Annotated in this window: 20 protein-coding genes and 1 pseudogene; 8 read left to right on the top strand and 13 right to left on the bottom strand. The window is 71.7% G+C overall.

Going from position 1 to position 24,443, the window contains the following annotated elements:
* Position 1 precedes the first annotated feature (1 nt).
* Both CAP_RS30805 and CAP_RS30810 read right to left on the bottom strand, forming a co-directional pair.
* Complete coding sequence (locus CAP_RS30805) at positions 2-259, bottom strand: acyl carrier protein (protein WP_231511778.1); 258 nt, start codon at positions 257-259, stop codon at positions 2-4.
* 86 nt (positions 260-345) lie between these two features.
* Positions 346-1,728, bottom strand: coding sequence for a cystathionine beta-synthase (locus tag CAP_RS30810; protein ID WP_044247375.1), 1,383 nt, complete (start codon positions 1,726-1,728; stop codon positions 346-348).
* A 257-nt stretch (positions 1,729-1,985) separates the two neighbouring features.
* On the opposite strand from CAP_RS30810, the gene CAP_RS30815 reads away from it, so the two are divergent.
* The 3 genes from CAP_RS30815 to CAP_RS30825 are packed head-to-tail and all read left to right on the top strand — an operon-like array spanning position 1,986 to position 5,290.
* Positions 1,986-3,800, top strand: a complete 1,815-nt coding sequence (locus tag CAP_RS30815) for a chemotaxis protein CheA (protein ID WP_063748778.1) — start codon at positions 1,986-1,988, stop codon at positions 3,798-3,800.
* A gap of 25 nt (positions 3,801-3,825) precedes the next feature.
* Positions 3,826-4,407, top strand: coding sequence for a chemotaxis protein CheW (locus tag CAP_RS30820; RefSeq protein ID WP_052376364.1), 582 nt, complete (start codon positions 3,826-3,828; stop codon positions 4,405-4,407).
* A 19-nt stretch (positions 4,408-4,426) separates the two neighbouring features.
* Complete coding sequence (locus CAP_RS30825) at positions 4,427-5,290, top strand: CheR family methyltransferase (protein WP_044247377.1); 864 nt, start codon at positions 4,427-4,429, stop codon at positions 5,288-5,290.
* Between the two features lie 24 nt (positions 5,291-5,314).
* On the opposite strand, the gene CAP_RS48940 is transcribed toward CAP_RS30825, so the two are convergent.
* From CAP_RS48940 to nudC, 7 genes are all read right to left on the bottom strand, one after another.
* Positions 5,315-7,057: a methyl-accepting chemotaxis protein gene (locus tag CAP_RS48940; protein WP_052376365.1), complete on the bottom strand. Its 1,743-nt coding sequence runs from the start codon at positions 7,055-7,057 to the stop codon at positions 5,315-5,317.
* Complete coding sequence (locus CAP_RS30835) at positions 7,054-7,806, bottom strand: GAF domain-containing protein (protein WP_044247379.1); 753 nt, start codon at positions 7,804-7,806, stop codon at positions 7,054-7,056. The genes CAP_RS48940 and CAP_RS30835 overlap by 4 nt, the downstream gene beginning before the upstream one ends.
* Positions 7,807-7,949: 143 nt before the next feature.
* Complete coding sequence (locus CAP_RS30840; protein WP_044247380.1) at positions 7,950-8,330, bottom strand: response regulator; 381 nt, start codon at positions 8,328-8,330, stop codon at positions 7,950-7,952.
* 211 nt (positions 8,331-8,541) lie between these two features.
* Positions 8,542-9,531, bottom strand: coding sequence for an ornithine cyclodeaminase family protein (locus CAP_RS30845; protein WP_269324790.1), 990 nt, complete (start codon positions 9,529-9,531; stop codon positions 8,542-8,544).
* 19 nt (positions 9,532-9,550) lie between these two features.
* Entirely contained in the window at positions 9,551-10,318 is a 768-nt protein-coding gene (locus tag CAP_RS30850) for an FMN-binding negative transcriptional regulator (protein ID WP_197041431.1), read from the bottom strand.
* A gap of 34 nt (positions 10,319-10,352) precedes the next feature.
* Entirely contained in the window at positions 10,353-11,882 is a 1,530-nt protein-coding gene (locus CAP_RS30855) for a phytoene desaturase family protein (RefSeq protein ID WP_044247383.1), read from the bottom strand.
* Between the two features lie 17 nt (positions 11,883-11,899).
* Positions 11,900-12,811 (bottom strand): NAD(+) diphosphatase, encoded by a 912-nt coding sequence (gene nudC, locus CAP_RS30860; protein WP_044247385.1) that lies wholly within the window; start codon positions 12,809-12,811, stop codon positions 11,900-11,902.
* Positions 12,812-12,904: 93 nt separating this feature from the next.
* On the opposite strand from nudC, the gene glyQ reads away from it, so the two are divergent.
* The 3 genes and pseudogenes from glyQ to CAP_RS48945 all read left to right on the top strand — a co-directional run.
* The gene (gene glyQ, locus CAP_RS30865; RefSeq protein ID WP_044247386.1) at positions 12,905-13,855 is read left to right on the top strand and encodes a glycine--tRNA ligase subunit alpha; all 951 of its coding nucleotides are present in this window, start codon (positions 12,905-12,907) and stop codon (positions 13,853-13,855) included.
* Positions 13,856-13,880: 25 nt separating this feature from the next.
* The gene (locus CAP_RS30870) at positions 13,881-14,072 is read left to right on the top strand and encodes a UPF0175 family protein (RefSeq protein ID WP_044247388.1); all 192 of its coding nucleotides are present in this window, start codon (positions 13,881-13,883) and stop codon (positions 14,070-14,072) included.
* Between the two features lie 16 nt (positions 14,073-14,088).
* Positions 14,089-14,259, top strand: a pseudogene (locus tag CAP_RS48945) (DUF3368 domain-containing protein); the annotation flags it as partial.
* 56 nt (positions 14,260-14,315) lie between these two features.
* On the opposite strand, the gene CAP_RS52715 reads toward CAP_RS48945, so the two are convergent.
* From CAP_RS52715 to CAP_RS52725, 4 genes are read right to left on the bottom strand one after another with little or no spacing between them, the layout of a single operon-like run.
* On the bottom strand, positions 14,316-14,741 hold the full coding sequence (locus CAP_RS52715) for a Uma2 family endonuclease (protein WP_044247389.1): 426 nt from the start codon (positions 14,739-14,741) through the stop codon (positions 14,316-14,318).
* Positions 14,742-14,770: 29 nt separating this feature from the next.
* Complete coding sequence (locus CAP_RS52720; RefSeq protein WP_197041433.1) at positions 14,771-15,136, bottom strand: hypothetical protein; 366 nt, start codon at positions 15,134-15,136, stop codon at positions 14,771-14,773.
* Between the two features lie 49 nt (positions 15,137-15,185).
* Entirely contained in the window at positions 15,186-16,637 is a 1,452-nt protein-coding gene (locus CAP_RS30885; protein WP_044247392.1) for an RCC1 domain-containing protein, read from the bottom strand.
* Positions 16,619-17,089, bottom strand: coding sequence for a hypothetical protein (locus CAP_RS52725; protein ID WP_052376366.1), 471 nt, complete (start codon positions 17,087-17,089; stop codon positions 16,619-16,621). Before CAP_RS52725 ends, CAP_RS30885 begins: the two co-directional genes overlap by 19 nt.
* 659 nt (positions 17,090-17,748) lie before the next feature.
* Here CAP_RS52725 and CAP_RS30895 point away from each other — a divergent pair.
* A complete protein-coding gene (locus CAP_RS30895) occupies positions 17,749-20,271 on the top strand; it encodes a CARDB domain-containing protein (RefSeq protein WP_156041301.1) in 2,523 nt (840 codons plus the stop codon).
* 252 nt (positions 20,272-20,523) lie between these two features.
* The gene (locus tag CAP_RS45895; protein WP_052376367.1) at positions 20,524-24,378 is read left to right on the top strand and encodes an AgmX/PglI C-terminal domain-containing protein; all 3,855 of its coding nucleotides are present in this window, start codon (positions 20,524-20,526) and stop codon (positions 24,376-24,378) included.
* The last annotated feature ends 65 nt before the right edge of the window (positions 24,379-24,443 follow it).

Here is a 24,443-nt window from a genome sequence, read left to right on the forward strand (position 1 = left end):
CTCAGGTTCGGCCTGGGGTGGCCTGGGCGGTGACGAAGCGGGCCATGCGCGCGAGCGTGGACAGCTCGTCGACGACCACGTCTTCGTCGGGGATGCGGATGCCGAAGCGGTCCTCCACGAACACGAGGACCCGGGTGAGGGCCATCGAGTCGAGGCCGGCCTCGAAGAGGTCCTCGTCAGGACCGAGCGGGGTCCGGCGCAGCAGGATCTCGTTGACCAGGTGGTCGTGCAGCACGCGCTGCACTTCGTCGGGTGTCACGGGCATGGGGGGAACTGGTGGGGCAGCGGCAGGCAGCGGCGGGCAGCAGCGGCGAGGCGGCGGTGGAGCGCGTCAGGCGACAGGCCTCAGGCGACAGGAGCGGCGCGGCGGGCCAGGTAGTCGATGAGGTCGATCTTGCTGACGACGCCGATCACGGTGTCCTTGTCCATGACGATGGCGATCTTGGCGTCGCTGAGGACGCCCTTGAGCAGCTCGACGCGGGTCGAGGGGGTGACGGTGGCGTAGTCGCTCTCGACCAGCTCGCCGATCTTGGAGTCGAGGGTGCGCCGGCCGTCGACGAGGTGGCGGAGGAGGTCGACCTCGTGGACCATGCCGCGCAGCTTGCCGGCGTCGAGGACGGGGACCTGGCTGATGCTGTGGGACTTCATCAGGTCGATGACGTCGCGCACCTTGGCCGAGCCGCTCACGGTGACCACGGCGCTCGCGGGGCGGTTGCCGAGCAGGTCGCGCACGGTGCCGAGGCCCTTCTCCTCTTCGAGGAAGCCGTTCTCGCGCATCCAGTCGTCGTTGAAGATCTTGGAGATGTACTTGGAGGCGCTGTCGGGGAGGAGCACCAGGATGCGCTCCTTCCGGCCGCTCTGGCGGGCGTACTTCACGGCGCCGGCCACCGCGGCGCCGCCCGAGCCGCCCACGAAGAGGCCTTCGAGGCGCACCAGGTCGCGCGTGGTCAGGAAGCACTCCTTGTCGTCGACGCGGATGATGTCGTCGAGGATGGAGAGGTTCATGGTGCTCGGGAAGAAGTCCTCACCGATGCCCTCGACCTTGTAGGAGAAGGGCTTGGTGATGCGCTGGGTCTTCACGTAGTCGTAGTAGAGCGAGCCCACCGGATCGACGCCGACGAGGCGGATGTCAGGCTTCTTCTGCTTGAGGAACTTGCCGGTGCCGCTGATGGTGCCGCCCGTGCCCATGCCGGCGACGAAGACGTCGAGCTCGTGGCCGCACTGATCCCAGATCTCGGGGCCGGTGGAGGTGAAGTGGGCGCCGGGGTTCGAGGGGTTGTGGTACTGGTTCGCGTAGAAGCAGTTCGGGGTCTCCTCCGCGATGCGCTTCGCCACCTGGTAGTAGCTGCGTGGATCGTCGGGCTCGACCGCGGTGGGGCACACGACGACGCGGGCACCGAAGGCGCGCAGGCTGGAGATCTTCTCCTGCGACATCTTGTCCGGCATCACGAAGACGCACTTGTAGCCCTTCACCGCGGCGATCATCGCCAGGGCAGCGCCGGTGTTGCCGCTGGTGGCCTCGACGATGGTGCCGCCAGGCTTGAGGCCCGCCGTCTCCGCGTCACGGATCATGTTGAGCGCGACCCGATCCTTGTGGCTGCCGCCAGGGTTCAGGTACTCGCACTTGACGTAGATCTCACTGTCCAGGCCCTCGGTGAGCTTGTTCAGCTTGACGATGGGGGTGTGACCTACGGCCTTCGTGATGTCGCTGAGTGCGCCTCGCATCATGGCACGAGCGTTCTAGCTGGCGCGCGCCGACGCCACAAGCGCCCCAGCACGATGGAGGTGCAAGGAATGCCGCCGACGCACGCCAGCCTGCCTTTCCGCCGCGATGCGGCATGGGGGGCGACTGCCCATCGCAGCCATCGGGCGCGCGCCCTCGACGAGCGCCAGTGGCGTGTTCTCGGTGACGATCTCACGGCTTTTATGCCCACGGATGCACGGCGACATGCCAGGGCCGCCTGGTACACTGGTGACGCACCTTGATGGACGTCGGGCACGAGGCGATCCTCCGCGTCTTTCTCGCGGAGGCCGAGGAGAGCTTCCTCGATCTGGAAGAGGCCCTGATCCGCCTGGAGTCCTACCCGGACGACGAGGAGGCGCTGGGGACGCTCTTCCGCCGGGTGCACTCGCTGAAGGGGGACGCCTCGTCGCTCGGGTTCGAGCGGGTCACGGCGTTCGCGCACGCCATGGAGAACGTGCTCGATCGGCTGCGCAGCCACGCGCTCTTCGTGGGACGCGAGCTGGTGACCGTGCTGCTCCGCTGCATCGACGAGCTGCGCCGGATGGTGCCGGCCGCGCCGAGCGGCGGCGACGTGGTGTCGGAGGAGGGGAAGGCGCTGCTCGACCAGCTCGCCGCCATGCTCGGGGGCGGCGCGCTCGACCTGCCAGAGGCAGAGGCGCGGCAGCAGGGGGTGGCGCCGACGTACCGGCCCGGAGGGCAGGCGCGGACGCTGCGGGTGGACGTGGAGAAGCTCGATCGGATGCTCGGCCTGGTGGGCGAGATCATCGTGGCCCGGAACCGGATGGGCAGGGCGCTCGCGAGCGAGGAGGGGCGCGAGGGGACGCGTGAGGGGACGCTCGAGATGGCGCGCGAGGGGGCGCCAGGCCGGAGCGAGATGGCGCAGTCGCAGGAGGAGACGGATCGTCTCTTCACGGAGCTGCGGAGCACCATCATGCAGGCGCGGATGGTGCCGATCGGGCACACCTTCCGGGGCTACACGCGGGCGGTGCGCGACCTCGCGGGCAAGGCGGGCAAGATCGCCAGGCTGAAGATCGAGGGGCAGGAGGTGGAGGTCGACACGCGCATCGTCGAGCAGATCCGCGATCCGCTCACGCACATGATCGGCAACGCCATCGGGCACGGGATCGAGCCGCCGGCCGCGCGGGTCGCGGCGGGGAAGGACCCGTGCGGGCGCATCGTGCTGCGGGCGCGGCACGCGCACGGGGCGATCGTGGTGGAGGTGGCGGACGACGGCGCGGGGCTCGACCGGGGGAAGATCCTGGAGCAGGCGCGGGCGCTGGGGCTCGTGGGCGAGGGGGCGGAGCCGCCGGACGAGGAGCTGTTCCAGTGCGTGTTCCACCCCGGGTTCTCGACGGCGCAGGCCATCACCACCAGCGCTGGGCGCGGGGTGGGCATGGACGTGGTGCGCCGGAACGTGGAGGCGGTGCGGGGGTCGGTGAGCATCGAGAGCCGCGCGCGCGAGGGGTGCACCATCACCCTGCGGCTGCCGCTGACGCTGGCGATCATCGAGGGGTTCACGGTGGGGGTCGGCACGGAGCGGTACGTGCTGCCGCTCGACGCCATCCAGGAGTGCATCGATCTGCCCGAGCGGGAGCGGGAGAACTGCGAGCGGCGGGGGGTGATCAACCTGCGCGGCCGCCCGCTGCCGTACCTGCGGCTGCGCGCGCTCCTGCGGGTGGGAGGGGCGGCGCCGGTGCGGGAGAGCGTGGTGGTCGTCGAGCACGAGGGCAAGCAGGTGGGCCTGGTGGTCGACGAGCTGGAGGGGAAGAGCCAGATGGTGATCAAGCCGCTCGGGCCGCTGCTGCAGGGGCTCCCCGGGCTGTCCGGCTCCACCATCCTGGAGGACGGCGAGGTGGCGCTCATCCTCGACGTGGGGGGCGTGTGCAGGCTGGCGCTTCAGGAGGGGGCGCACGGGGGGCTCGGGCCGCACGGGAATTCCGGCGCGCTCGGGGCGCACGGGGCGCACGGGGCTCTCGGGGCACATGAGGCGCGCGAGCTCCCACATGGCGTGGCGCGGCGCCCGCGGATGTCGGTCCCGCCCACGGGGAGAACATGAGAGAGGTCACGTGGAAGGGCGCGCCATGAAACAGGGGCACACGATCGAGCAGTTCCTCACCTTCTTCGTCGGGGGGGAGGAGCTGGCGATCAACATCCTGCGCATCCGGGAGATCGTCGCCTACCGGACGCCGACCCGGATCCCGGGCGCGGCGGCGGCGCTGCGGGGCGTGATCAACCTGCGCGGGACGGTGGTGCCCATCCTCGATCTCGGGATCAAGCTGGGGCTCGGGGAGCACCCCGTGTCGAAGAACACCTGCGTGGTGGTGGTGGAGGTGATCCTCGACGGGCACCTCACCGGGGTGGGGGTGGTGGCGGAGAGCGTGGGGCAGGTGGTGGAGCTCTCGCCGGGCGACATCGAGCAGCCGCCCGCGCTGGGGATGCGCATCCAGGGGAACGCGGTGATCGGCCTCGGGAAACTGGCGACGTCGTTCTTTCCCATCCTCGACGTGGACGCGCTGCTCGGCCATGGCAGCGAGCTCCACGGGGCGCTCGGCGCCGCATTCGGGGAGGAGCACGCGCGGGGGCTGCCGCCGGGGGGTGGGCCTGAGGAAGGGCGCGAAGCCACGCCCGCACGGCCCAGGGCGCCGCACGCAACGCCGCGGTGATGCCACGTCACGAAGGGACATGAACGACATCAGCGACGCCGAGTTCGCGCTGTTCCAGGCGCTCATCCAGCGGGAGACGGGGATCTACCTGTCGCCCGCGAAGAAGGCGCTGCTCGTGGCGCGCCTGACGGGGCGGCTGAGGGCGACGCAGTGCGCGACGTTCGGGCACTACTACGGGCTGGTGAAGGAGGACCCGGCGGAGCGAATCCGGGTCGTCGATTGCATCACCACCAACGAGACGCACTTCTTCCGGGAGCCGAAGCACTTCGAGTTCCTGGTGCGGCACGTGTTCCCGGAGTGGCAGGCGATGGTCGCCATGGGGAAACGGGCGCCGCGGGTGCGGGCCTGGAGCGCGGCCTGCTCCACGGGCAAGGAGCCCTACTCGCTGGCGATGACGCTCCTGCATCACCTGGGGGGCGACGGGCGCTGGTCGTTCGAGATCGTGGCGACCGACATCTCCACGCAGGTGCTCGACAGGGCGACGAGGGCGGTGTGGCCGATCGAGGACGCGGCGGAGATCCCGACGGAGTACCTGAAGGCGTTCATGCTCCGGGGCCAGGACTCGCAGGCGGGGAAGATGAAGGCGGGGCGGGAGATCCGCGACATCGTCCACTTCCGCCAGCTCAACCTCAACGACGAGGTCTACGAGATCCTGGGGACCTTCGACCTGATCTTCTGCCGCAACGTGCTGATCTACTTCCAGGAGACGACGAAGCGGCGCATCGTCGGCCGGCTCGTCGACAGGCTCGCGCCCGAGGGCTACCTGCTCTTCGGGCACGCGGAGGGCATGAGCGGTGCGGACACGCGGCTGCGGAGCGTGCTCCCCACGGTCTACCGCCTCGCGCCGAAGCCGCGCGCGCCCTTGCCCCCGGCACGGGACTGAGCCGGGTCGAGGCGGTGAGGAGCGTCAGAAGCGGACGAAGTCGCGGTCGTCGTGCAGGGAGGGGTCGCGGCTGGACCGGGCAGCGGGGGGCCGGGGGGTGGCAGCAGAGCGGGCGAGACCCGGGCGCGGCCGCGCGGCGTGCAGGGGGCGGCGGTCTCCGTCGTCGAGGAGGTCGAGGCGGAAGAAGGCGAGGTTCTGCTGGAGGGCCTCGGCCTGGGAGGCCATTTCCTCGGCGGTGGAGGCGAGCTCCTCGGAGGCGGAGGCGTTGCGCTGGGTCACCTGGTCGCCGACGACCATGGCCTTGCTCATCTGGGAGACGCCCGCGGCCTGCTGGCTGCAGGTGGCGGCGACCTCCTGCACCAGCTCCGCGGTGCGCCGGATGCTGGGGACCAGCTCCAGCAGGAGCTGCCCGGACTGCTCCGCGACCTTGACGCTGGACGAGGCGAGCACGCCGATCTCGCGGGCGGAGGCCTTGGAGTGCTCGGCGAGCTTGCGCACCTCGGCGGCGACGACGGCAAAGCCCTTGCCGTGCTCGCCGGCCCTGGCAGCCTCGATGGTGGCGTTCAGGGCGAGGAGGTTGGTCTGGTAGGCGATCTCCTCGATCACGGAGATCCGGTCGGCGATGGCGCGCATCGACTCGACGGTCTCCTTGACGGACCTGCCGCTCGTCTCGGCGTCGGTGGCGCCCTTGAGCGCGAGCTGCTCGGTCTGGCGGCTGTTGTCGGCGTTCCTGGTGATGGAGGTGCTCATCTCCTCCAGGCTGGCGGTCGTCTCCTCCATGGTCGCTGCCTGCTCGCTGGTGCCCTGGGCGAGTGTCTGCGAGGCGGCAGAGATCTGCTCGGAGGCGGAGGCGAGGGTGCCCGCGCTCTCCCGTACCTCGCTGATCACCTGGGAGAGCTTGGCCACCATGGTCGCGAAGGCGTTGCCGAGAACGTCGTGCTCGGAGCGCGGCTTGACGGTGAGGTTCAGGTCACCACTGGCGATGGCGTCCGCCGTCTGGGCCATGTCGCGCGCCGAGTCGACCATGTTCCGCATCGCTACCTGCAGTGAGCCGATCTCGTCGTTCCGGGTGACCTGGATCCGCGTCCGCATGTCGCCCACCGCCACCTTGGCGGCGAGGTCGACCACCTCCTGGAGGGGCCGGGTGATGCCCCGCGCCAGGTAGTAGCTCATCATGCCGCCGAGGATGATGACCGCCACCGGCACGGACCAGGCGAGGAGCGACCCGCGCGCGACGGCGAGGTCGGCCTCGCTCGACTTGTGGGCCATGATCGCATCGTTGATGTCCTCGAGTTCCGTGAGCCGCGCGTAGGTGCGCTCCTCCAGGGGGCCGAGCAGCTCGTTCGAGAGGCGCACGGCGTCCGCGATCTGGTTCTCCTGGGCAAGCTTGATCACCCGCTCGCCGCCCTCCCGGTAGCGCTCGTCGAGGTCCTCGATCTCGGCGACCAGCATCTTCTCCCGGTCCGTCAGGTCGAGGCGCGCGAGGGCCGCCATCCACCGCTCGAACTCCTTGCTGCCGTCGCGCCACTGCCGCAGGAAATTCTCGTCCTTCGTGGCAAGGTAGCTCCCGAGGTCATCGGCCTGCGATGTCTTCGCGATCTCCAGCTCCAGGGCGGCGCGGATCGAGGGGTAGTCCTGGTCGGTCACCCCCTCCAGCAGCGCGCCGAAGTTCTGACCCGAGCGCCCCGACAGGACAGACACGACCAGGATGCACACCACGAACGAAGCCGTGTACGCGGCGAGCCTCCTGCCGATGGTGAGCGTCATGTCCCTGCCTCTTCCTCGATCCCCATGCTGCCCACGCCCCCCAGGCTCCCGCCGCGCCAGAGAGCCCCGGGCTCACAGGACACCCGGGCCGCGGTGCGGATGTCCCGCCTCTGCTCGGCGAGGGCCACTGCCGCGTGCGAGACGAGGACACTGAGGATCTCGTGGTCGAGGCGGGAGAGGGCGGGCTTCTGGGGGAGCATCCGGTAGATGACCACGGCGCCGAGGATCCGGTGCTCGAACGCGAGCGGAATGCACGCGGTCACCTCGCCCTCCGCGCCTTCGCCGGTGTGCTCCGCGAAGTACGCCTGACCGGTGGCGACCACCTGGCCAACGATCCCGGCGCCCAGGGAGATCGACCCGGGGGGCTCTGGCTCCACCCCGAAGGAGGCCCCGAGCTGGAGCGCAGCGCCGGCCTCGCCGCGGGGCCCGGCGAGCAGCTCGCCGCACCCTTCGCGGTGCTCGTCGCCGTGCGCTTCGCGGCGCTCGTAGATGGCGACCTCGCTCGACCCGACCAGGTTCTCGACGAGTTCCCGGATCGCCTCGTAGATGCCCTCGCGCCCGCGGGCGGCGCGGAGCCGCTGCACGGTCAGGAAGAGGTGGGCGAAGTGGGCGCTCTGGGCCGCGGCCTCGGCGTAGTTGGCGTAGATCCGGCGCGCCTCGCCCTCCAGCTCGGCGATGCGCGCTTCGAGGAGCGCCCGCTCTTCGAGGGAGTCCTCGACTTTACGCCGCAGGAGCAGCGAGCGCCGCATGGCGACCGCGCACGCACACCGGGACGCCACGTCGCCCGCGCGAGACCCGCTTCCAAGGCGGGCACGGCGGAGTCGGCGGTGCGCATTCGAGCGATGATCCGTCGTAGCTGAGCCCATGCTTCACCTCTGCACCGAGCGGCGCGTCATTCACCGAGACATTGTTTGATCTTCTCAAGAAGCTCCACGCTCCGGACCGGCTTGCTCACGTAATCGGTGCAACCGCTGAGGAACGCCTGCTCCATCTGCTCCATCTCGCCACGGCTGGTGACCATGATGACGGGGATGCCCCGGGTGGCGGCTTCAGCGCGCAGAGCCCGGCAGGCCTCGAATCCATTCATCTTCGGCATGACCACATCGAGGAGGATGAGATCGGGCCGCTCGGCAATCGCCAGGTCGACGCCAGCACGGCCATCCTTGGCGGTGATGACGTCGTACCCGCGCTCCAGGGTCAACCGTTGCAGCATCAAGGCCGTCTCGGAATCGTCGACGACCAGGATCTTCTTGCGCCCGACCGCGGCTGCCATTCCGCCCCCCCGCCTCCGACTACACTGTGAAAGCAATCAACGCTGAGATTCTTTGACACATACCACGGGCATCCCCTACGGGACAGCCTGACAGCGGCTTTTGGGGGGCCACCTACAGCTCTGGTAGGCCGGCCCTCATGCCTGTTGGTGGACGCTGTTGGCGGGCCGACGCGTTGGGCGTGGGCTGGCAGCGCGAGGCGACCGGGGCGGACTAGGAACCCGCGAGACCCAGGAGATCGATGGCCGTCCCCACGCCGCGGGACTGCGCCGCCTCGAAGAGCACCTGGGCGACGGCCACGTCCTGCACCGCGAGGCCGGTGGAGTCGAAGACGGTGATCTCGGCGTGCTCGCGGCCAGGTCGCTTGCCGGCGATGACCTCGCCGAGGGTCGCGTGGATCGCGGCGCGCGTGTAGGTGCCGTCGTGCAAGGGCACGTTCACCTCGCCGCTCTCCGTGGCCTGCGTCCAGTCGTCGATGACCACCCGGGCGTCCCGCAGGATGGCCGGATCGAGCTCCTGCTTGCCGTGGGCGTCCGCGCCGATGGCGTTCACGTGGGTGCCGGGGCGCAGCCACCCGCGGGCCACGACGGGGGTCCGCGAGGGGGTCGAGGTGCACACGACGTCGCTCCCCGCCGCCTCCTCCAGGGACACCACGCGGGCGCCCGACTCCGCCGCGAAGCGCTGGCTCGCCTCCGCGGAGGCGTCGGCGGCGAGCACCTCGAAGCCTGCGCCGTACACCGCCCGGTGGGCGTCGAGCAGGTAGCGCGCCTGGACGCCGCACCCGATGAGGCCCAGGGTCTTCGGCGCAGGCCGCGCCAGGAACTTCGAGGCAATCGCCGCCGCCGCGCCGGTGCGCATCGCGGTGATCAGCGTGGCGTCCATCACGGCGAGCGGGAACGCCGTGGCCGGGTCGCTCAGGATGTACAGGCCCATCACCGAGGGCAGCCCGAAGCGGGCTGGGTTCTGGGGGTGGGAGTTCACCCATTTCACGCCCGCGGCGCCGGCAGCGTACGCGGGCATGGCGCGCAGGTCCCCGCCCTCGGCCTCGAAGGAGAGGTACACCTTGCTGGGCATCTGCACCTCGCCGCGCCCGTGCGCGAGGAAGGCGCGCTCGACGGCAGGGAGCGTGACCTCCATGGTGAGGAGGGCGGTGACGTCGTGGCGGGAGAGGAGGAGCGTCTTCCTGGAGGCGGGCAGCGGCACGCCCGGCACGCTACCAGAATCACCGTTCTTGCGTGGACGCCTCCATCAGCCGCGCGACTTCGAGGTCCTCGGGCTTGCCGCGGGCCGTGAGCCCTTCGAGCACGCGGCGGCGGTCCATGGGGGCGCGGTTCTGGCTCAGCTTGAACTTGCCCTCCAGGTGGTCGATGGGCAGGGACAGGCCCACGATCCCGTCGATCAGCGACTCGACGAAGGCCGGCTCGAGGTCCGCGAGGCGCCACGGCACGTCCGAGCCGCGGGGCTCTCCACCACGAGACTCTCCGCCGCGGGACTCCCCGCCACGCGGATCTCCGCTGCGAGGATCTCCGCCGCGGGCGCCGAAGCCGCTCGGCGCGACGCCGCTCATCGCGAGCAGCTCGTCGAGCGCCGGCTCGTAGTTCGCCACCATGTCTTCGAGCATCGCCCGCAGCTCCGCGCGGTCGAGGGGGCCCTCCACCCGCCCGTGCGCGTGCACCACGGCGTAGTTCCAGGTGGGCACCTGCTCGCGGGGGCGCTCGTACCAGCGCGGCGAAACGTAAGCGTGCGGGCCCCGGAACATCGCCACCACCTGCCCGCCGTCGAGCGCGGCCCGCCACACGGGGTTCGCGCGCGCCACGTGGAAGCGGAGCCGCCCGCGCGCGCCCACGTCGCGATCGACGAGGAAGGGGAGATGCGAGATCTCGAGCCCTCCCGCTTGCGTCTGCGCGACGAGGGTGCCGAAGGGGTGCGCCTCCATCACCTCGAAGAGCCGGGCCGAGTCGACCTCGCGAAACAGGCTGGGTGTGTACACCGAGGGGATGCTACCAGCCCCCCGCCCGCGCGCATCACACAGGAGCGACGCCGAGCACGCCGAGCGCGCCGAGCGCACGGACCACCTGCGCTGCGGTGCGCTGACCACCCACCGCGGTGGCCAGCGTGCTCTGCCCGGGGAACACGGAGTCTCCGACCATCCACAGGCCATCCATCACCGGCCTGGGCCACGCGCCGAGGTAATGCCCGAGACCCGCCCGACGTGGAACCCCCCCGACTGCCCCCGCCGCACGCCCCGTGAACCGCTGAAAGGTGCGTGGGGATGCGGTCATCACCTCCATGACCCCCTCTGCCCACTCCGGCGCGCGGGTGTCGAACGTCGCCCGCATCCGCGCCTGTATCCCCGCGATGTATGTCGCCTGTTCCCCGGCGCTCATCGCCCGCAGGCGCGTGAGGGGCACGTGGGTCGACGCGGTGATGGTGCGGCACCCGGGCGGCCCGCGCCCCTCGTCGGCCTCGCCGCTGATCGATACGAACACGTGGTTGCCCTCCATGAATGGCGCGTTGCTGTCGGCCACCAGCTCCAGGTGCTTCGGCCCGGGCGGCGCGCCCTGGGGCGGCCGGACCACGAGGTAGAGCATCGCCGCGCCCCAGCCGCCGTCCACCGCCTCGGCCAGCGCGTCCACCCGCGGCAGCGCGCCCCGCGGCTCTCCGAGCAGGGTGCGCAGGTCGTGCGGCAGCAGGTTCGCGATCACCTGCCGCGCGCGGATCACGCCGGAGCGGGTCTCGGCGCGCCACATCCCGCGCTCCTCCCGCCGGAGCGCTTTCACCCGGCTCGGCAGGCGCACCTCGCCGCCAGCGCGCCGCACGGCCTCCACCATCGCCCACGCCAGCGCCCCGACCCCGCCGCGCACGTGACCGGTGCCGCGCCAGTAGTAGTCCATGGTCGCCATCGCGAAGGGGGCCTCCGCCTCGGCCGCGCTGCACTGCACGGTGATCTGGCACAGGCCGTCCAGGTAGACGGCGAGCGGCGCGCACTCCGCGAGGCCGGCGCGCGCGATCACCGCGCCGAGCGAGCGCCCCATCAGCGGCAGAAGCTCCGCGTACCGCGGCGCCCGGGCGAGGTGCCGCAGCAGCGCCCCCGCACCGAGCGGCGGCAGGAGCGCAGGGTCGTCGAAGAGCTGCCACAGGGTGTCGGCCACGCGCTTCTGCCGGGCGAAGAAGGCCTGGAGCCTTTCGGCGGGTGCTCCGGGCAGCGCGCACAGCGCCGCGAGGAAGCGCTCCCTGTCGCGGTCCACCGGCAGGGTGAGCCCCGGCGCCCGCACCTCGACCACCGGGTCGAGCCAGTCGACCTCCACGGAGAGCCCGTGCCGCCCGAGCCAGGTGGTGAACACCTGCCCCTCGCCGAGGCCGGAGAACAGCGTCGCCCCCGACTCGAACCGCCTCCCGCCGCGCTCGAACGTGCTCGCGCACCCGCCCGGATACCGGAGCGCCTCGCACAGGAGGACGCGCGCCCCGCGCTCCGCGAGGCCGAGCGCTGCCCCGAGCCCGCCGAACCCTGCGCCGATCACCAGCGCGTCGTAAGGCGCGCCCCCCTCGTCCATGTCCAACGCCTCCCCTTTCAGCCTGCGCTGCCCGCGCTGCCCCGCGCGAGCCAGGCGTCGATGAGCTGGCGGGCGATGCTGATGGGTGGGGGGAGCGAGGGCATCTCGTCCCGGTGGAACCACCGCGCCTCTTCGAGTTCGCGCGTGTCCACCTGGATCTCGCCGCCCGCGTAGCGCGCGGTGAAGCCGATCATCACCTGGTGCGGGAAGGGCCAGGGCTGGCTGCCGAAGTAGCGGATGTCCTGCACGTCGATCCCGGTCTCCTCCATGACCTCGCGCGCGACGCAGCCCTCCAGGCTCTCGCCGGGCTCCACGAAGCCGGCGACGAGGCCGTACATCCCGGGCGGGAACCGCGGCTGCCGGGTCAGCAGGATCCGCGGCCCGTCCTCGATGAGGACGATCATCGCGGGGGCGACTCGGGGGTAGTAATCGAGCCGGCACGCCGCGCACCGCTTGCAGCGCTCGTGGCCGCGGATCTCCAGCCCTCCGCCGCACGAGCCGCACACCTGGTGCACGCGGTCCCAGTACTGGATCTGGAACGCCAGCCCGGCCAGCTCGAACAGCTCCTGGTCGACCCTGCCGAAGAGCTTGCGCAGGGACACGAACGCATGGCCCTCGGGCGCGTCCACGTCGTGCGGCAGCTCGGCCGAGAAGCAGGGCCGGTCGTCGAGGGTGCCGAGCACCTGGGTCCGGACCGCGGAGAGCCCCAGCGCTTCGAGCCCGGTGATCAGGGGGACTTCGAGCGGAGGTGCGCCCTTCTCCGCGAGGCTCCAGGCGTCGCCGCGCTGCCTCGTGGTGGCCGTGCCGGAGGGGTCGCACACGAGGACCTCATCACGGCGGAACGCGAACCAGAAGGCGGGAGCCTGCGCGGCCTCCGGAGACCCCTCGGTCGATACGGGTGCCACGGCGGAGCGAAAGCGGGTCGGCATGGCCGGCCAGCGTAGCGCGTCGCGGGGGCGAGACCACGGTGAGTGGCGGGGGTCGCCGCCGCGCGCGTTCCGCGCTAAGGCCCCTCTCCGACCATGACCTTCCAGGATCTGATCCTCGCCCTCCAGAAGTTCTGGGCCGATCGCGGCTGCCTCATCGTCCAGCCCTACAACTCCGAGGTCGGCGCCGGCACCTACAACCCGGCCACCTTCCTCCGCGCGCTGGGCCCCGAGCCGTGGAACGTCGCCTTCGTCGAGCCCTCCCGCCGCCCCTCCGACGGTCGCTACGGCGACAACCCCAACCGCCTGCAGCAGTTCCACCAGTTCCAGGTGATCTTGAAGCCGAGCCCCCTCGACATCCAGGACCTCTACCTGGAGTCGCTGCGCGCCATCGGCACCGAGCCGCTCAAGCACGACGTGCGCTTCGTGGAGGACGACTGGGAGTCGCCGACCCTGGGCGCCTGGGGCCTCGGCTGGCAGGTGTGGCTCGACGGGCTGGAGATCTCCCAGTTCACCTACTTCCAGCAGGTCGGCGGCATCGACTGCCGCCCCATCTCCGGCGAGCTCACCTACGGCCTCGAGCGCATCGCGATGTACCTGCAGGACAAGGACAGCATCTTCGACGTGGTCTACTCGGACGCGGGCGGGAAGATCATCCGCTACGGGGACCTCTACCACCGCGCCGAGTGGGAGTGGTCGACCTACAACTTCGAGGAGGCCGACGTCACCGAGCACTTCAACGCCTTCGACCACTTCGAGGCCGAGGCCCAGCGCCTCCTCTGGCGCGGCGTCGACCGCACCAAGAAGGGCGCCGTCATCGATCCCAAGCAGGCCCTGGTGCTCCCCGCCTACGACTTCGTGGTCAAGGCCGCCCACCGCTTCAACGTGCTCGATGCGCGCGGCGCCATCAGCGTGACCGAGCGCCAGCGCTTCATCGGCCGGGTCCGCGCCCTCGCGCGCAGCGTCGCCGAGTCCTACCTCGCCCAGCGCGAGGCGCTCGGCTTCCCCCTGCTGGAGAAGCCCGCCGCCGCCATCGCGGCAGAGTGAGCGCGGTGCTACGCTCTTCGAGCACATGGCGCACACGCTCACCATCGAGTACGGCGATGAGCTGCTGCTCGGCCTCGGTTTGTCACCTTCGGAGTTCGCCTCGGAAGCGAAGCTCCTTCTGGCCGCCAAGCTCTACGAGCTGGGTCGTCTGACATCCGGACAGGCAGCGGCGCTGTGCGGGAAGTCGCGGGTAGATCCCGCTGGTGTGCATCGATGAGTGAAAAGGACGGCGCGCTGCGCTCGCCGTTGGCCTGAAGGGGACTGGAACGCTCGGATTGCTGGGCAGGGCCAAGAGCCTCGGGCTGGTGCCTTCGGTGCGCGACTGCGTCGAGCGGATGGCATCCGGCGGTGACTGGTTCGACCCGGCGCTGCTGACTCGCTTCTACGCCGCGATCGGCGAGTGATCAGGCCGGGAGTGCGCCCCGGGGAGTGCTCCCTGCTGCGGGAACTGCCCCGAAGCTCACTCGAACAGCGCGTTCATCTCGCAGCGTAGCCCCGGAAACGCCTCCCCGCCGTCCAGCACCTCGCCTGCGCCCAGCACCCGGACGTGATCCGGCGGCGTCAGGACCACCACCCGCTCCGCGGTCGCATCGATCAGCCACACGAGCTTCGATCCGGCGGACAGGTACTCCGTCGCTTTCTTCAGCAGGTCGCTCATCGGCTGCGCATCACCCACGATCTCCACGGCGAGTTCCGGCGCTCCCTCCAGCCATCCCGCCTCTCCGCGGCCCGTCGGCCGTCGCTCCGCGCGCACCATGGCCACGTCGGGGCCGCGCAGCACGTCGGGCTCACGCTTCAGCTTCGTCCCTGGATCACCGGCAGCGACCCGGAACCCTGCGTGCGCTCGCGCGTATGCCTTGAGCACCACCACCACGTTCGCCACCACCGCCGCGCGTGGAATCCTCAGGTGGGGCGTCAGTACCCGAGCTCTTCGAGCCGGTTCGTGAGCCAGAGGGAAAGCACCACGCCCGGGATGAGCAGGGAGAGCGCGAACACCCAGCCGAGTGGCGTGAGCTTCCGGTCGCGCGGATTCACCATGTGACGGCCGAGACCCGTGGCCGCAGAGCCGTCCCCCGGGGCCCCCATCAGCACGAGGAGCAGCCCGCTGAGCATGAAGGACGGCGCGACGAGCAGCGCCTTGTACGAGGTGGTCACCGAAGAGGCCTGAGCCTGTGCATGGCGCAGCACGTCGAAGAAGGAGAGCTTGAGCAGGAACGTTCCGAGGCCAACGAGCAGGACACCGATCCCGCGTGCCTTGAGGTCCATTGAACCGTCGTTCATGGGCCGAGTTAGTGTCCGGGGGCGATTCCAGTCAAGACTCGGGCGTGTCTCAGAACAGCGTCACGACGGGCAGGGCGTCGCCCATCTCCCCTGCCCCGTCGCCGCGGGTCGAGGTGTTGCCGAGGCCCAGCCGGCCGAAGGTGCCGTTGCCCCAGCACTTCAAGGCGCCGTTGCCGAGGAGCGCGCAGGTGTGCTGGGCGCCTGCCCGCAAGGTGCCGACGGTGAGCCCGGCGCCGAGGTCGAGGGCCGGCAGGGTGGCGCCCATCTCGCCGGTGGCGTCGCCGCGGTGCTGGTTGTCGCCGAGGCCGAGCTGGCCGTAGGTGCCCATCCCCCAGCACTTCACTGCGCCGCCCGTGAGGCGCGCGCAGGTGTGGAAGTCGCCAGCGGTCACGCCGATGACGGTCTGGCCTGCGCCGAGGCCGAGATCGATGGCGAGGAGGGCGTCGCCCATCTCGCCCGGGTCGTCGCCGCGGTGCTCCTGGTCGCCGGTGCCGAGGCGGCCGTTGAAGCCATTGCCCCAGCACTTCAGGGCGCCGTCGTCGAGGAGCGCGCAGGTGTGCTCATTGCCTGTCGCAATGGCGACCGCGGTGCGGCCGGTGCCCAGGTCGACGATGGGAAGATCGTCGCCCATCTCGCCGGCGGCAGCGCCGCGGGAGGCGAGGTCCCCGAGGCCGAGCTGGCCGCGCCCGTTGGCGCCCCAGCATTTGACGCTGTCGTCGTCGAGGATGGCGCAGGTGTGGAAGCCACCCACGGCGATGGCCTTGGCGGTGTGACCCGTGCCGAGATCGACGGTGGGCAGGGCGGCGCCCATCTCCCCGGGCCCGTCGCCGCGGCTCGTCGTGGTGCCAAGGCCGAGGCGGCCGCCCTGACCCGAGCCCCAGCACTTGACGCTGCCGTCGCTGAAGAGCGCGCAGGCGTGGCGATACCCCACGCTGAGCGCGGTGACGGCAGGGCCGGACCCGAAGTCGATGGGCGGCAAGGCGTCGCCCATCTCTCCGGGCGCGTCACCGCGGCTCGCCACGTCTCCCTGGCCCAGCTCTCCGAAGGCGTTCGAGCCCCAGCACTTCACGCTCGTGTCGTCGAGGAGCGCGCAGGTGTGGGACCCACCCGCGGCGATGGCGACGGCGGTGCGCCCCACGCCGAGGTCGACGGCGGGGAGGTCGGTCCCCATCTCGCCCGCGGCGTCTCCGCGGTGCGCCGTGTCGCCCAGGCCGAGGCGGCCGGCGGTGTTGAACCCCCAGCACTTCACGTCACCGGCCGCGAGCAGCGCGCACCCATGCGATTCGCCCGTGGCGATGCTCAGGATGGCCTCGCCGGCGCATGTGGACGAGCACCCGTCGCCCCCGCTGGTGTTGCCGTCGTCGCAGCTCTCGGCGCCGCAGAGGAAGCCATCGCCGCAGCCGGTTTCCGCCGCGCTGCAGTTGGCGCGGCAGCCATCGCAGTCGATGGTGTTGCCGTCGTCGCAAGCTTCTCCAGCGGAGATCACCCCGTCGCCGCACACGCCGGTCTGTCCCCCGCCACCTGCACCGCCGCCACCGCCTGCACCGCCCCCTGCGCCACCCTGGCCGCCGCCACCGCCTGCACCGCCCCCTGCGCCACCCTGGCCGCCGCCCTGACCGCTGCCGCCCTGACCGCCGCCACCGCCTGCACCGCCGCCTGCGCCGCCCTGACCTCCGGCGCCTTCAGCACCGCCACCACCCTGGCCGCCGCCGCCCTGACCACTGCCGCCCTGACCGCTGCCGCCCTGACCGCTGCCGCCTTGACCGCTGCCGCCTTGACCACCGCCTGCGCCGCCCTGACCATCACCGACCCCACCCTGGCCGCCCGCACCGCCAGCACTGCCAGCGCCACCGTGGCCTCCAGCGCCTCCAGCGCCTCCAGCGCCTCCAGCGCCTCCAGTGCCCGCTCCACCTTCGCCGCCTGCACCCCCAGGGCCCACGGCGCCCCCTTCACCGCCTGCGCCGCCGGTGCCAGAGGACGTGCTCTCGGCGGGGATCCGGCTCCTGTCGACGGAGGTGATCAGCTCGCAGCCCGTCGCGCCGACGAGACCACAGAGAGCGGTTGCGGCTTGCAGGAGTCGCTTCATGTTGCGCGCGCGGGACATCTTCACCGTCCTGGCTCAGGTCCCCGAGGTGAACGGGGAAATGCCGGGCACGCTACCACGCTCGTTTCAACCGGAGAGCGCGCACGAGGTCGCCGCGATGTCGTCGGTGAGCCAACGACATGGAACGTGCTGCAAGCAGCATCCGGTGACGTGCCCCCTCCTCCGGGAGCCATGCGGCACGCCCCGGCGCGCATGCCGCCAGGGCCAGGCCCCCTCGTGCGACGACGTGGATGCCTTCGCGGCCCTCACACGACCGCGACACTGTAACGATCGCCTGACCATGATCACGGGCGGCCTGCCGAGGCGCGCGCCACGGCTGCCTGGCCTCGACGATCACCGCGCTGCCATCCCCGCATCCCTCCCCCATCCGCGGTTCATCGCCGCCACGCTTCGCAGCGAGGTCACGCTCTACCCGTCGCCGCCAGAACATCGTATGGCTCCATAGTCTCGGCACTCCCTGGCTCGGCGCCGAGGCGGTCTTCGGTGCTTTCAGCAAGGAGTTGCGCGGATGATGGGGCGACGAACTCGATGGCTGCTGCCGCTCGGTACGGCCGCGCTCCTCGCGGCGACCTCGTCGCAGGGATGCTCGTGCGGCGGTGAAGAAGGGCAAGAGCCCACAGGTACGGGCGGCACGGGCGTGGGCGGCGCTGGCGCGCAGGGCGGGGGCGGGGGCCTGTTCGGCACGGGACCCGGGGGCGGCCCGCCGACGACCGTCGACTGCGATGTGCCCTGCGAGCAGGGGAACGTGTGCTCGCACGGGACGTGCGTGCCGCTCACGGAGTGCGTGAACGACAACGAATGCGCGAACGACACGACGTGCGTCCTGGGTACGGGGTGCGTGCCGTGGGAGGGGATGGATCCGGCGAGCGATCCGCAGTGCATCAACGTCATCACGCCGGGCATCTTCGCGCCGAAGGTGAAGTGCGAGTTCAGCGCGGCGCCGGCCGGGGACCCGTTCCCGGGGCACCTCGACGTGCAGGGGACGCCCATCGTCGTGAACTTCAACGTGCCCGCCACCGCGGGGCCGCCGAGCATCGCGGCGTCGTTCACGGTCACGGTGCAGGGGAGCTTCACCGAGGATCAGGGGGTGATCCGGGTGCTGCGCGGGGACTCCTGCGCGCTGGAGGCGAACCTCGGCGGGACGGACCTCGACAACGATGGGGTGGTCGACTGGGTGGTGTCGTCGGCGTCGCTCGCGGCAGGGGACCTCGACGGCGATGGCAGCGCGGAGATCGTGGCCTACGGGGCGGACGGGTCGACGATGGCGTTCACCCGCAAGATGGGGGTGTGGTCGCTCCTGTGGAAGGCGCCGCACCCGCTCGGGGCGGTGTGGAACCCGTGCACCGCGAACAACCACCGCTGCTCGCGCGGGTGGGCGGGGCCGGCGATCCACGATCTGAATGACGACGGGGTGCCGGAGGTGCTGCGCGAGAGCGCGGTCTTCAGCGCCACTGGGCAGTTCATGGCGGCGTCGCCGCCGGGGTACACGAGCTACTCGCAAGGGCTCCTGTCGGTGACGGCGAACCTCGACGAGGACGCGGCCATCGAGACCACCAACGGGGCGCGCATCTGGGAGTGGACGGACGCGAACGGGTGGGTGCCGGAGGCCTACTTCCCGGGGACGAGCACGGTGGGGCCCGGGCACGTGGCGGTGGCCGACTTCGGGGACTTCGGGGGCGACACGGTGCCGCCCGAGGCGCCCGAGCTGGCGGTGGTGCGGAGCAGCATGGTCACGGTGTTCGCGCGGGACGGGGTGCACGCGCAGCCGCCGACGGCGGTGCCGGGCCAGGGAGGCGGCGGGCCGCCCACGATCTCGGACTTCGACGGCGATGGGCTCCCGGAGGTCGCGGTGGCCGGCGAGGAGTTCTACACGATCTACGACATCGACTGCGGGCCCACGCCGCGGCCGAACGGGATGTGCTCGCAGAGCATCTGCGAGTTCGCGGCGGGCGGGGTGTGCCCGCCGAACGGCTACATCGCCTGGTCGCGCCGGACGCAGGACATCTCCTCGAACGTCACGGGGTCGAGCGTGTTCGACTTCGAGGCCGACGGGGTGAGCGAGGTGGTGTACGGCGACGAGTGCTTCACGCGGGTCTACAACGGGCAGACCGGCGACGTGCTCTTCAGCCAGTACCGGTCGTCGTGCACCTGGTACGAGAACCCGATCATCGCCGACGTGGACGGGAACTTCCGCGCCGACCTCGTGGTGCCCTCGAACAAGGCGTGCTCGCCGAACAGCGACGGCAGGCCGTGCGTGGGGCTGGAGGCGAACAACGTGGATCCGCAGTTCCCGGGGCTGCGCTGCCAGGCGGGCACGGACTGCGTGTCCGGGGTGTGCGACAGCGGGTTCTGCCGCTGCACCAGCGAGGCGCAGTGCTGCGGGGCGATGGATGACGCGGCGTGCATCGACGAGGGGCACCGCTGCGCGGCACCTCCCGCGGGGACGCCAGGGGCGGGGAACACCTGCCGCGCGGCGCACCCCAGGGGCGCGGCGGGGATCCGGGTGTACTCGGACGCGAACGACAGGTGGGTGCGGTCGCGGACCATCTGGAACCAGCACGCCTACGCGGTGACCCACGTGAACGAGGACGGGACGATCCCGCGGTCGAGCGAGTGGGATCAGAACTGGACCGTGCCCGGGCTCAACAACTTCCGGCAGAACGTGCCGGGGACGCCGAACGGGACCGCGACGGGTGATGTGACGGCGGGCGCCTCGAACGACGCGTCCTGCACGGGGTCGGCAGCGAGCCTGCAGGCGCCGATCTGCAACCGGGGCGCCGACAGCATCGGCGCAGGCCTGTCCGTGGGCTTCTACGTGGAGGGCGTGAAGGTGTGCGGCACCGTGACCACGATGCCGCTCGCTCCCGGCGCCTGCGAGACGGTGACGTGCACCTGGGACGAGCCGCCCACGCAGATCAACGACGCCGTCGAGGTGACGGTGACGCCCAACGACGACCACGCCTACGCCGAGTGCAAGGAAGGGAACAACGACGGCGTGATCCAGAGCGTGTTCTGCACGCCGCCGCAGTAGCGCAGGGAGCAGTCGCGCAGGGCGCAGCAGTGCAGGGCGCAGTCGCGCGGTAGCGGAGACGGACGGCGCCCCGGGGGGGGGCGGCGCGGGAGCGCGGGGACAAGGGGAGCCGGGAGGCGAGCTCCCCCCGCGGTGGGGGACAAGGGGGGCCGGGAGGCGAGCTCCCCCCCGCGGTGTGAGCCAGGAATATTTCCGGGGAACTTCGGGCGCGCCCCGAGGTCTCAAGTCTCCGACCGATCAGGAGGCTTCGAGATGGTGCGCACGCGCGGCGTGGGGCGGTACGGCCTTGGCATGGGGATCCTGGCGCTGCTGGCTGCCACAGGCGCGGAGGGCTGTAGCGAGGGGGGACGGCCAGGGCTGGCGACGCCGGCGCTCGATCGGCTCGGCAAGGGCGCGGGCGACTTCGCGACCGACCAGCGGGTGTCGTGGGTGTGGGCCGGGCGTGGTCAGGACGAAGCAGGGGCGCTGAGCGCGCCGCGGGGCTTCGGGAGCATGACCGCGCGGGTCCCGGGGACCGAGGCCGTGGTGTCGGGCGTGCGGCTCGCGTCCCACCGGGTGAACACGGTGGTGCGCGACGGGTTCGCGCGGACGACGATCGAGGAGGAGTTCCAGAACGACACGGAGCGGGTGCTGGAGGGGCGCTACGTGTTCCCGCTGCCGCCGGACGCGAGCATCTCGCGGCTCGCGCTGTACGTGGGCGACGAGCTGGTGGAGGGCGAGATCGTGGAGCGGCCGCGGGCGGCGCGGATCTTCAAGGGCATCGTGGACGACACGGTGAGGCCGCGCGATCCGGCGCTGCTCGAGTGGGTGAGCGCGTCGGAGTTCTCGCTGAAGATCTTCCCCATCCCGGCGAAGGGGCGGCGCAAGGTGGTGCTGGCCTACGACCAGGCACTGACGGTGGACCCGCGGGGAGACGGCGGGGAAGTGCGCTACGTGTATCCGCTGTCGCTCGGGTCGGACCGGGGGACGGCGATCGACGATTTCTCGATCACGGTGAAGGTCTCCGAAGGCGGGGGGCTGTCGGAGGTGACGTCGGCTGGCTACGCGGCGAGCCTGCGCGCGGATGGGGAGAGCTCGGTGGTGAGCTACGCGGCGCGGGGGTTCACGCCCACGTCCGACTTCGTGGTGCGCTACCGGAAGGCGGCGGACGCCGGGGCGCAGGTGGCAGCGTACACGCCCGTCACCGGGGAGCGGCGCGTGAGGTCGAAGGCGCGCGAGGATGCGGCTGACGCGACGGGGGCGGCGAGAGCGGCGGCGGCGGCGGCGGCGAAGACGGCGAAGACGGAAGCGGCAGCGGTCGACGAGGCGGGGTACTTCGCGCTGCGGCTCCGGGCGGAGCTGCCGGAAGGAGTGAGCGCGCCGGAGCGGCAGCGGGACCGGGCGATCGTGATCGACGTGAGCCACAGCCAGTCGAAGGAGACGATCGAGGAAGAGGCGCGGCTGGCGACGGCCATCGTGCGGTCGCTGTCTCCCGGGGAACGGTTCGTGGTGCTGGCCTGCGACAGTGACTGCGCGTCGTGGCCGGAGGACGGGCTCGCCGTGGCAGGGAGCGCCGAGGCCGGGGCTGCCGAGGGATGGCTCAGGGCGCGGACGCCAGGTGGGTCCTCGGATCTCGGCGGGGCCATCGCGGCTGCAGCACGGCGGCTCCCGGCGAGCGGGGCGGGGCAGGTGGTGGTGCTCGGGGACGGGGCGCCCTCGGCGGGTGAGCTTTCGGTGCAGAGCATTGCGGCGCGGCTCGGGCCGGTGCTGCGAAAACAGGCGGTGGAGCTGCGGCTCCTGGGGATCGGGCGCTCGGTGGACGAGGTGATCCTCGGGGGGCTCTCGCAGGCGCTCGGGGGTACGTACGAGCGGGTGGCGACAGGCGCGCCACTCGCCGAGCGGGGGCCGGAGGTGGTGGCGTCGCTGCGGTCGCCCGTGATCCGGGATCCGCAGCTCGCGCTGCCGGAGGGAATGTCGGAGGTGTACCCGCGGCAGCTCCCGAACCTGCGGGTGGGGCAGGAGGTGGTGCTGACGGGGCGACTCGCGAAGCGCGACGTGCGCGCCGCTGCGACGGGCGTGGTGCCCGCCGCGCACGCGCCCCACGTGCCACACGCCACGCAGGGCGGGGCGCAGGTGGTGCTGAGCGGGACGCTGGCAGGCGCGCCGTACACGCTGGAGAAGCCGGTGCGGTGGGCCCAGGGAGGTGCGGCGCAGAACCCGCTGGTGCCGCGGCTGTGGGCCAGGGCGAAGATCACCGACCTGGAGCGGTACACCGACGCTGCCTCCGGGAGAGAGGCGATGCGCCTGGCCAAGGAGCACCACGTGATGACGCGGGGAGCCGCGATGCTGGTGCTGGAGAACGAGCGGATGTTCGCGGAGTTCGGGATCGCGCGGAACGGGCGCAAGGAGGCGGACCTGGAGGAGGATCCGTTCGCAGCCGGCGCGCCTGGCAAGGCTGGCAAGGCGCTCGGTCACGGCGGCGTGGGCGCGAGCGCCGAGGTGGGCGCGGCAGGAGCGCCGGGGGGGCCTGCGCAGAGCGCTGGGCCGCAGAGCGTCGCACCCCGCAGCAAGGGCGCGACGGGAGGAGCAGCGAGCGCGGATGGATTCGAGGCGCGGGGGAACCTGTGGGGTACCCTGCCGGATACGGCCGTGGGCGGGCTCGGGCTGAGCGGCGTGGGTGAGGGCGGCGGAGGCCGCGGCGTCGAGAGCAAGCCGGCGGCGGAGGGGGAGGTGTCGACCCTCGGCCACGGCGCCGGGTTCGGGTCGGGCAGTGGGCGCCTGGGCGGCGCGCACAAGTCGCCCTCGCCACGGTTGCGGATGGGCGCGACGACGGTGAGCGGGCGGCTGCCCCCCGAGGTGGTTCAGCGCATCGTGCGGCAGAACTTCGGGCGCTTCCGGCTCTGCTACGAGCAGGGTCTGCGGCGCAACCCGGAGCTGACGGGGCGGGTGACGACGCGGTTCACGATCAAGACCGACGGAAGCGTGGGCGCTCTCGCCAACGGGGGGAGCGATATTCCGGACACGATGGTGACGGCGTGCGTCGTCAATGCCTTCCGGGGGCTGAGTTTCCCCTCCCCCGAGGCGGGCGTGGTGGTCGTGACGTACCCGATCATGTTCAGCCCGCCGAGCAGCAGGCCCATCTTGCCGCAGGGCTCGCTGTCGGGCCTGAACACGCCCGACCCCGCGACACCTTCGTCGTGGTGGTCGCCGAGGAGCCATGGCCATCACTGGTCGTCGCTGCTGCCGACCGCGGCGCACCGGGAGCCCAGGGCAGGCGATGGGGGCGATGCGACTTCCCTCGCGGCGCTGGAGGCGGCGGTGCGGCGCGAGGGGGCGAGCCGGGAGAAGCACGCTTCGCTGGTGCGGAAGCTGCTCGTCGCCGGGCGCACCGAGGACGCGCTCGCGGCGGCGACGCGCTTCGCGCAGATGGATCCGGATCTCGATGTGGCGCAGGAGCTCCTGGCGTACGCGGGGGCGGCGAGCGGTGAAGAGGCGGTGGCGCTCACCGCGGTGGACGCGCTGTCGGAGGTGGGGGCGCGCAACGAGCGGTGGCACGAGCGCGCGGCGCGGGCGTTCGAGGCGTCAGGGCAGGAGCGGAGGGCGTGCGCGCACTGGCGGACACTCGCGGAGCTGAGGCCCCAGCACGATGCGTCGCGCTACGAGTCGCTGCGGTGCCAGGCGCGGCTGGAGAGGGACCTTCCAGGATCGCTGGCAGAGGCGCGGGCCGTGGTGGATCCCGGCCCGAAGGTGAAGGCGCTGCTCGCTCAGCTTGAAGCAGGTACGGTCCCCGCGTTCGAGGCGGCGGCGTACGGCGCGGGGCAGCTCACGGTGAAGGTGAACTGCTCCGGGGAGCGCTCGGCGTGCCCGTGGGTGGCGGTCGTGACGCCTGTGGGCGGGGTGGTGTCGGCGTGGACGCCCGGGATGTCGCGGGCCTCGGGAGACGAGGTGGCGCTGTCGGGGGTGTGGGACGGGACCTTCCGGGTGCTCGCGTCCGGGGGGCGGGCAGGGAGCGAGGCGCAGGTGGAGGTGAGCGCGCTGGGGGCGCGGCGGTCGTTCACGGTGAAGCGCACGGAGGCGCACACGGTGGCGATGACCACGGTGAGCGGGATGAACGGGACCGGGTGGTGAGGGCCTGCCTCGGCAGCGCGGACCGCGCGGTTCGGCCGCGCTGCGAGCGGCGCATGGTGGACGAG

This window comes from Chondromyces apiculatus DSM 436 (assembly GCF_000601485.1).
Classification (GTDB): Bacteria; Myxococcota_A; Polyangia; order Polyangiales; family Polyangiaceae; genus Chondromyces; species Chondromyces apiculatus.